The organism is Paramesorhizobium salinisoli, assembly GCF_003335045.1.
In the GTDB taxonomy this organism is placed as follows: domain Bacteria; phylum Pseudomonadota; class Alphaproteobacteria; order Rhizobiales; family Rhizobiaceae; genus Paramesorhizobium; species Paramesorhizobium salinisoli.
In genome coordinates this window covers 1-8,425 of the sequence record NZ_QOZG01000035.1, presented here as the reverse complement: position 1 = coordinate 8,425, position 8,425 = coordinate 1, and the positions used below count along the sequence as shown (strand labels likewise).

Genomic DNA, 8,425 nt, shown 5'->3' with positions numbered 1-8,425 from the left:
GCTTGCCTTCAGGCCATCGCTCGCGAGCTGATCGTCATCACAAGGAGAGCAAACGTCACGCGGGCGGAGGCGGCATTGAAAAAGCCGTCCCGGCTATCTCGCCGCGGATGCTCGATGCTTTACGCTGCTTCGGCACGGTAAATTTATTTCAAGACTAGGTGTTCTTTTTTGACTGCGGATACTTTGAAGGCTGCCCGAAGTCAGTTTTGGTCCCGTCAAATAGGGGTGATGACATCCCTATTTGTTCAACCAATCCATTGGTATGCTGGAAACCTGATGTTGGTAATTGCAGCCTTTCCCAGAAGGGATGATCGTGACCTGGCTAGCTTCTACGCTTGAGACTTGGAAAAGAATAAGGCGCGGGCACCCGGATGACATGATCATCTCCAGGTCAGATAGCATCCGACTGTTCCGTCTGCACAAAACGCTCTTGATACTATATGCGTCGGCAATAATACTTCAATTGGTCGTTATATTGGCCGCCCCCGCTGGTTCTTTGGATTTCGATTTAAGCAACAAAACTGTGTCGCTTTGGCGGAATATATCACCGAGCGTCAGAGGGAATTATTTGTATTTGGAGTCCGTGAAGCCGGGGCTTGGTTATAAATACGCACTGTCGTACGGAGTATCCTCATACATATCTATGGTATTCATATCGATATATTTGCTTATTGCAGTATTGGTCAAAAAATCAACCTTACGAATGCTGACAGACTTTCAAGCATCAGCATTTAAATTGATGACATTTGCAACAGTTTGCGCTGTAACTGTTGTTTATTCTGTGGATTTCTCACCAAAGTATCACAGTGAATACACATCTATTCTACGGAGGTTGGTCTCAACCGAAGTGGCAATTATCGTCATAGATATAGCGATAATGGGCGTTGGCTGCGGCTTAATATGGATAATATTGGCAATATCAAAATATATAAAATTCAAGGGAGAACATGGATATGTCTGATCGCAAGCAAACAACAACGCAGCAAGATGCGACTTCCGGTGCTTTGCCGCCCTCCGCTTCTTTAGGCGCTTCGACCATAGGCACGGCAACGGGTCAGCTCATAGACTCCTATAATCCTGGCAAGATAGGGGCCCGCTCCAATACGGTTCTTTCGATCGGGATCGGACTGATTGACGTTGCTGGCGCCGCCTTGCAAGGTTCGATGAAAAGCGTCGCGGTTCAAACCGCCGGCATTGGGGGCACTCTTGGTGGTGCTTGGGTGGGTGGTCAAGTGATTGGGGGGTTAACCATGGCGCTCGGCCCAGTAGGATCATTTGTCGGTAGCCTTGCTGGGGCTGTCGTAGGCGGTGTCTACGGCGAAGAAGGTGTCGAAGCGCTCGCCGACAGCCTCCTGTCGCGTTTGGATGTTGGCAACCAGCCATCCATGATAGCTGATCCAAGATCGATACCTAATAATTTTAATAGTGTGAGTAATTTTTTCGGATTTACGCCACAAATAGATCAGTTTTCAATATTTTCCACGCCAAATCCTTTGGTTCCCGTTCCCACCCCGCCGGTCGATGTCACGCCTCCGGTCGTCTCGCCGATTTCGTACACGCCCGTTACATCGACGCCGATTGCCCCCGCGCCGGCATTGCCGACGGCGCCTGCGCCGCCATCGGTGCAGGGCCTGGCCCAGAACCCGGGGCTTTCGCATGATTCCGGTTCCTCGTCGCGCAATGGCGTTGGACTTAGCGGCGGCAAGTCGGGCTATTCGGGCAGTCGCGGTGGCGGCGGCAGTCGCGGCACCGGCAATGGCGGTCGGGGTTCGGAAAACACCGGTTATGCCAATGGCGGCTCATCTGACGGCGGCAGTCGTGGGGATAGTGGTGGAGGCCGGTCATCCGGCGGCGGCAACGGCCGAGGGAATAGCAAAGGCATGGGTGGGCATGGCGAAGCGCATCGTGGGACTTCAAGCGGCGGCAGGGCTTCCGGCGGCGGTTCGCATGCCCGGGGCAGCGATACTGCGCGGGGCAGTTCCGGCAGTAGCCGTGGAAGCAATGGCGGCAGACAGGGTGGAACGTCAAGCGGCGGCAGGGTTTCCGGCGGTGGGATCGATTCTGATCATGCAGCAGACAACGCCGGCCGCGATAGCGGTGGCGGCTCCGTGGGCAGCGGCTCGCGTGACAGGGGCGACAATCAGAAAGGCGAAGGCGGCTTTGGGAATGGTCCGCGGGGTTGGGGCGGCTATGGGAACGATTCAGGACTGTGTTGTCCCATTCTCCTGGACCTTACAGGCACAGGCCTGAACGTCGATCCATTGACGTCATCCTCGCAATTCGTCGATCTCAACGGCGACGCCACCCTGCACCGGACGGCATGGGCGGGAAAGGGCACGGGCGTGCTTATCTATGATGCCGATGGAAACGGCGCCATCAGCAATAAGGGCGAATTCGCATTCACCCAATGGGCTCCTTCGGCGGCAAGCGATCTCGAGGCGCTGCGGATCGTTTTCGATACCAACCATGACGGCAAGCTCGACGCCGACGATGCGCGATGGTCCAAGTTCAAGGTCATCGTCGATGGTAAAGCCAGGACGCTGGATGAGCTCGGCATCACATCGATTGACCTGACGGCAAAAGGCAGCGGCCGGAATTTCACGGACGGCTCTTCGATCATCGGGACGACGACGTTCACCCGTTCCGACGGCACCACCGGCACGGTGGGAGACGCCGTTTTAACCACTGATCCCAATGGTTATCGGATCAAGACGACGAGCACGACCGAGGCGGACGGTAATTTGCGGCAGGAATTGCGGGGCTTTACCGAAGAAGATGGCAGGCTCGCCTTCATCGAAGTGACGACGACGAGCGCCGACGGCAAGTCCATACGACGCCAATACGACGATGACGCCAACGGCACGATGGATCGTTCGCAGACGGAAGCATGGGAGACTGATGCCGACGGCACGAGTCGGCGCACGATCACCAATTTCAATGCAGACGGCTCGCCGCTCAACCGGACGATCATCATACGCAGCGCCGATGGCGTCAGCGTGACCACGCAAATCGACCAGAATGGTGACGGCATCATCGATCAGGACGAAACCGTCATTTCAAAAGCCGACGGGTCGTCACAGACGATCACCAACGCCTATGGCCCGGACGGCGGCCTGATCCAGCAGATCCTTGTTACGCCAAGCGCGGATGGGCTGTCGAAGACCATCGAGGCCGATCTGGATGGCGACGGCGTGTTCGAGCAGGTCGATGCCGAGACGACCATCGTCGATGCCAACGGCCGCCGCACGAAGACAGTCGAAAGCAAGAGCGCCGATGGCACGCCGATCAGCGCTACTGAAACCATCACCAGCGCCGACAATCGTTCGCAAACGGTCAGCCAGGATTATAATGGTGACGGCGTTTTCGAGGAAACCGAGACCGCGCTGACCGAGGTGGATGTGGCCGGCACGATCACGACGACGATTTCCCGCACGAATACCGATGCCAGCCTGCGCAACAGAACCATCACGGTGAGAAGCGGCGACGGCCTGTCACAGACGATATCGACGGACTGGACCGGCGATGGCGTTATCGACCGTTTTTCGTCGCAGGTCACGACCGTGGATGGCGAGGGCGTCCGCACAAAGACGATCGAAGAGAAAAGCGGCGGCGGCACGCTTTTGTCACGGCTGACGCGGCGCACAAGCGCAGATGGCAAGACAATCACGATCGAGGAAGACCGGACTGGCGATGGCGTGGTTGACGGGCGTGACGCCACGGTCGTCAATGCCGATGGCATCACCACGCGGACCGAGACGAGCCTTGCGGCCGATGGAAAGCCCATATCTCAAACGGTCACGCAGACATCAGCCGACGGTCTTTCCACGACGGTCAGCACGGATATGAATGGCGATGGCAGTTTTGGACGCATCGTCAATGATATGATGGTTGCCAATGCCGATGGCAGCAGGATGCGGACGGTTTCAAGTTTCAGCGGTGACAATAAACTTGTCGGCAAGACGGTCACGACAACATCCGCCGACAGCCTGACGCAGAAAGCCGAAGAAGATCTCAACGGCGATAGCATTAGCGACAGGATTGTCGAGGATGTGATCGTTCTGCAGGAGGATGGAAGCAGGCAGGAGACGGTGACAACCCGCTCCGCTTCCGGCGTTGTGCTGAGCAAAATTGTCACTGCGGTGAGCGCGGATCGCAAGACGACGACCAGGACAAGCGACACCGATGGCGACGGTCAGGTTGATCTGACCGAGACTTCGGTCATCCATGCCGACGGCAGCAAGACCACAACCGGCGTCATGACCAGTGCGAACGGCACGATGCTGGGCAAGTCGGTCTTAACCGTCAGCAAGGACGGTTTGACCTCCACGAGGAGCGACGATCTGAACGGCGACGGCACGGCCGACACCGCCATCGTGAGCAAAACGCTCATCAATAGCGATGGCAGCCAGACCAGAACGGTGACGACAACCCAAGGCGCCGACAGCAATCCCGCCGTCAGTGTGGTCACCACGACGACAAGCGCCGATGGTCTGTGCAGGACGACGCAAACAGATATGCCCGGTTCGGGAACCATCAATTCCAGGCAGATTGAGAGCCAGGTCATCAATGCTGACGGCACCGCAACAACAACTTTGAATGAATATGTTGGAACATCGCTGAAAACCTCCGAATCGAGAACCGTCAGCGATACTCAGTCCGTCATAGAGGTCGATGCGGATGGCAACGGCAAATCGGATTGGAAGACGACCGTCACGAAATCCGTCGCACCGGACGGCACGGCAGTCGAAAAGAGCGTGGTCAGCACTGCCGTCATTGCGGTCCTATCTTCAACCACGACGACGACAAGCGCTGACGGCAGGACTATCACGATCGAGGAAGACAGGAATGGAGACGGCTCCGTTGATTGGCGCGAAGTCACCGTTGCCAATGCCGATGGTTCGGTAACGCAAACCGTTTCAACCAACTCGTCAGGGGGCAATAAATCGACTTCAGTGATAGAGACCTCGGCTGATGGCCTGTCCGTCATCACAAGCGACGACATTGATGGCAATGGAAGCTTCGATCGCGTCACATCGGACATAACGGTTGTAGAGGCTGACGGGAAACGGGTGCGGACAATCACAGAAACCGGCACAGAAACCAGTGCGGGCAATGCCGCCATCTCCGGTTCTTCCATCACGGTCAGCGCAGATGGCTTGACGAAATCGACGGCATGGTCGGGAAAGGATGTCGTCAAGCTTGGATCCTCGCGCGATGTCACCACGATGCATGCCGACGGCAGTATCAGCCAGGAGACAAGCTATTTCAAAGCCGATGGCTCCCTGGGCAGCAGCAGCGTCAAAACGACAAGCGGCGACGGACGGACAATAACGACCACGATCGATCTTGATGGCGATGGCAAGATTAATCAGCACCAGCTTGTCGTCACCAACGCTGATGGCAGCGTAACATCGACGCTGACTGAATATGCGCCGGATGGCGTCACGCCTGCCGCCATTAAAATCAACACGAAGAGCGGTGACGGGCTGACCGAGACGACAGCATATGATTTAGCGGGGAAAGGCGTGACCGATGAGAAGATCGCACGCAAGACGACGCTGAATGCGGATGGCGGTCAAACGCAGGTCACCGAGACGTTCAAGGCGACAGGCGAAGGTTCGTTGACGCTGCAAAGCCGCGCGACCGTCACCACAAGCCGCGATGGTCTTGCCGTTGAGACGGACTGGGAGAACATTCCAGGTTCTCTTGAATATCGGCAAAGCGATGTGACGGTTCTGAACGCCGATGGTTCGCGGGCACGCACCACCAGTTTTTACAAAGGCGACGTCCTTGTGAGCAGCAAGGAAGTCACGACGGACGCAACCGGTCTTCAAACACGTACCCGGCTCGATTCAACTGGTACAGGAAAGTTCGAGGAAACGACGGATGTCACGACGCTCGGAGAAAATGGTACGAGGAGGCGCGAGGTTATAAGCTTGAATCCGGAGGGTTCCACGTTGTCTCATATGAGTACTGACGTAAGCGCTGACGGCACGATGGTAGAAACCGCCGAAACGCAGGCGGGCTATGGTGGGAGAACCCATAACCAACAGAGCGAAACGCGCGCGGACGGGACAGTTGTCGAGAGCTTGACAACATTTGACAGCTTCAAAAAAACCTTGAGTTCAACGGTGACGACGACATGCGCCGACAAACGCGACATCACCATCAGCCGGGATGCCAATGGCGACGGGCAGGTTGATCAGGTCGAGCATCGCCGCACGGAAGTCGACGGTTCGCTCGCCACCACGATTACCGGCTTCGGGGCCGACGGCAAAGTGACTGAGCGGACGACCGAGAGGGTTTCCCGCGACAGGCAGACGGCAACGACCCAATGGGACTTTGGCGCCGATGGCAGGATCGATCGTCAACGGACCGCTGTCTATGCCAACCGTGCCGACGGCAGCCAGCAGATAGAAATAACCGACACGGATGCAACCGGAAAGCTTGCCCGAAAGACGACAATCGGCATCAGCGCGGACGGGCAGACCCAGACAACGAAGAAGGATATCAATGGCAATGGCACCATCGATCAGATGGAAACGGCCGTGATCGATGTTTCGGGCAGAAGGGTTGCCACGGTCATCAACAACGCCGATGCCCGCACGCTGGGGAATCTAATCACGGGGGCGGTAAATTGGTCCAACGCAATCGCGGCACGGGTGGAAACCACGACATCTGCCGATGGCCTGACCGTCACCGTCCGTTCCGACTTCGATGATGACGGTACCTTCGAACATGTGGCCATGTCGAAAACGCGGATCGATGGATCGGTCTTCACCAGGATCACCGAGACCAACGCGGACGGAACCGCCAAGGCCACGGGAACGATCGAGCGCAGCGCCGATGGGCTGATGACCGTGCTGAACAAGGATGGCAATAATGATGGCAAGATCGACCGCACCGAAACGTCGGTGGTTCGTAATGACGGCTCTGTCTTCCTGACGGCAAGCGACAAAGCTGTGGATGGTTCGTTGTCGCGGACAACAGTCGATACGGTGACAAGTTCCGGTAGGCTTGTTCGCCGTCATACGAATGACGGCCAGGGGCGCAAGATCTCGGAGATGGTTTTTGCCGCCGACAAAACAGCCAGGTCCACGGCTTTCGACCCTGCCAGCGGTGAAATCCTCAGCGTGACCGATCTGGATGCGATTGGCTTGACGACATCGGCGATCCTTTACGATCCGCTCGAGGCTAACCCATGGTCAAGGGTCGAGCAATCCTTCAAGGCAGGGAAGAAAATATCTGAAAAGCAATTCAATAACGATGGAACCCGGGCAGAGCTTCAATTCGAAGCCGATACGGGTAAAATGTCCTCCGTCAGCAACTTTGCCGCCGACGGCCGACTTGTGAGCCAGCTTCAATATGATGCGAATGGCGTGACGACATCGGCGATCCTTCATGATCCGCTCAACGCCAATCCGTGGTCCCGGGTCGAGCAATCCTTCAAGGCAGGGAAGAAAACATCCGAAAAACAGTTCAACGATGATGGCACGCGCGCGGATGTGGAGTTCGTTGCTGATAGCGGTCGAGTGTCCGTCATCAGCAACTTTGCCGCTGATGGGCGACTTGTAAGCAAAATCGAACACGATGCAAAGAGCGCCAATTCCTGGTTGCGAATAGAGACCTTGTTTGATGCCCAGGGAAGGCAGATGCAAAAAACCGTCCATAATGATGATGGATCGCGCACCGTTTCCCATTGGGATACCGCCAACACTCAACCCTGGTCCACGCTTTCCCAGACTTTCAATTCCGCCAACCAGCTGACGGTGCAAAAAGAAGTGAAGGATGACGGCTCCCGCGAGGACATTCAGTACGATCCGGCAAACATCAATCCCTGGGCGCAGATAAACCGCATCAGTGATAGTGCCGGCCGTCTGGTTAAGAACACGACAGTTGCCGATGACTCGACCAGACAGGAAATAACATATGACGCCGCTGGCCAAGCGACCTCAAACAAGACATTCAATGCTTACAATGATCAGATCGGTGAAAATGGCATTATCGATACAGATGTTGGTGGTGATCCCAACAAAATCGACGGCTATACCAGAGTTGTTTATAACACCGGGGTTGTCCATTATATAATGGGCGCCTATGCACACAATATGTCTACGTCGCCCGCTTTGGTGCAGACGCTTGAGACAAAGCACAATTTGCGTTTGCAGTTTCGTGCTATCCATGGTGCTGCCCCGGTAGCGTTCGATCTGAACGGCGATGGTCGGATCGACGTCAAGCCCCTTGATTGGTCGGTTTCCGCCCCTAACTCCAGGTTCGATTGGAACGGCGATGGCGTGTCTGATCAAACCGCCTGGGTTGGCCCGAATGATGGCATGTTGGTGATCGATCTGGCCACGGATGGAAGTGCCGGACCTGACGGCCAGATCGATCAGACGAAAGAGATTGCCTTTTCGCTCTGGAAGAC

At 56.2% G+C, this 8,425-nt stretch carries 1 protein-coding gene; it reads left to right on the top strand.

Going from position 1 to position 8,425, the window contains the following annotated elements; translation table 11 throughout:
• Window positions 1–1,493: 1,493 nt before the first annotated feature.
• Window positions 1,494–8,425 (top strand): beta strand repeat-containing protein (locus DUT91_RS23940; RefSeq protein WP_147272269.1); only part of this gene is annotated, 6,932 nt, incomplete at its 3' end.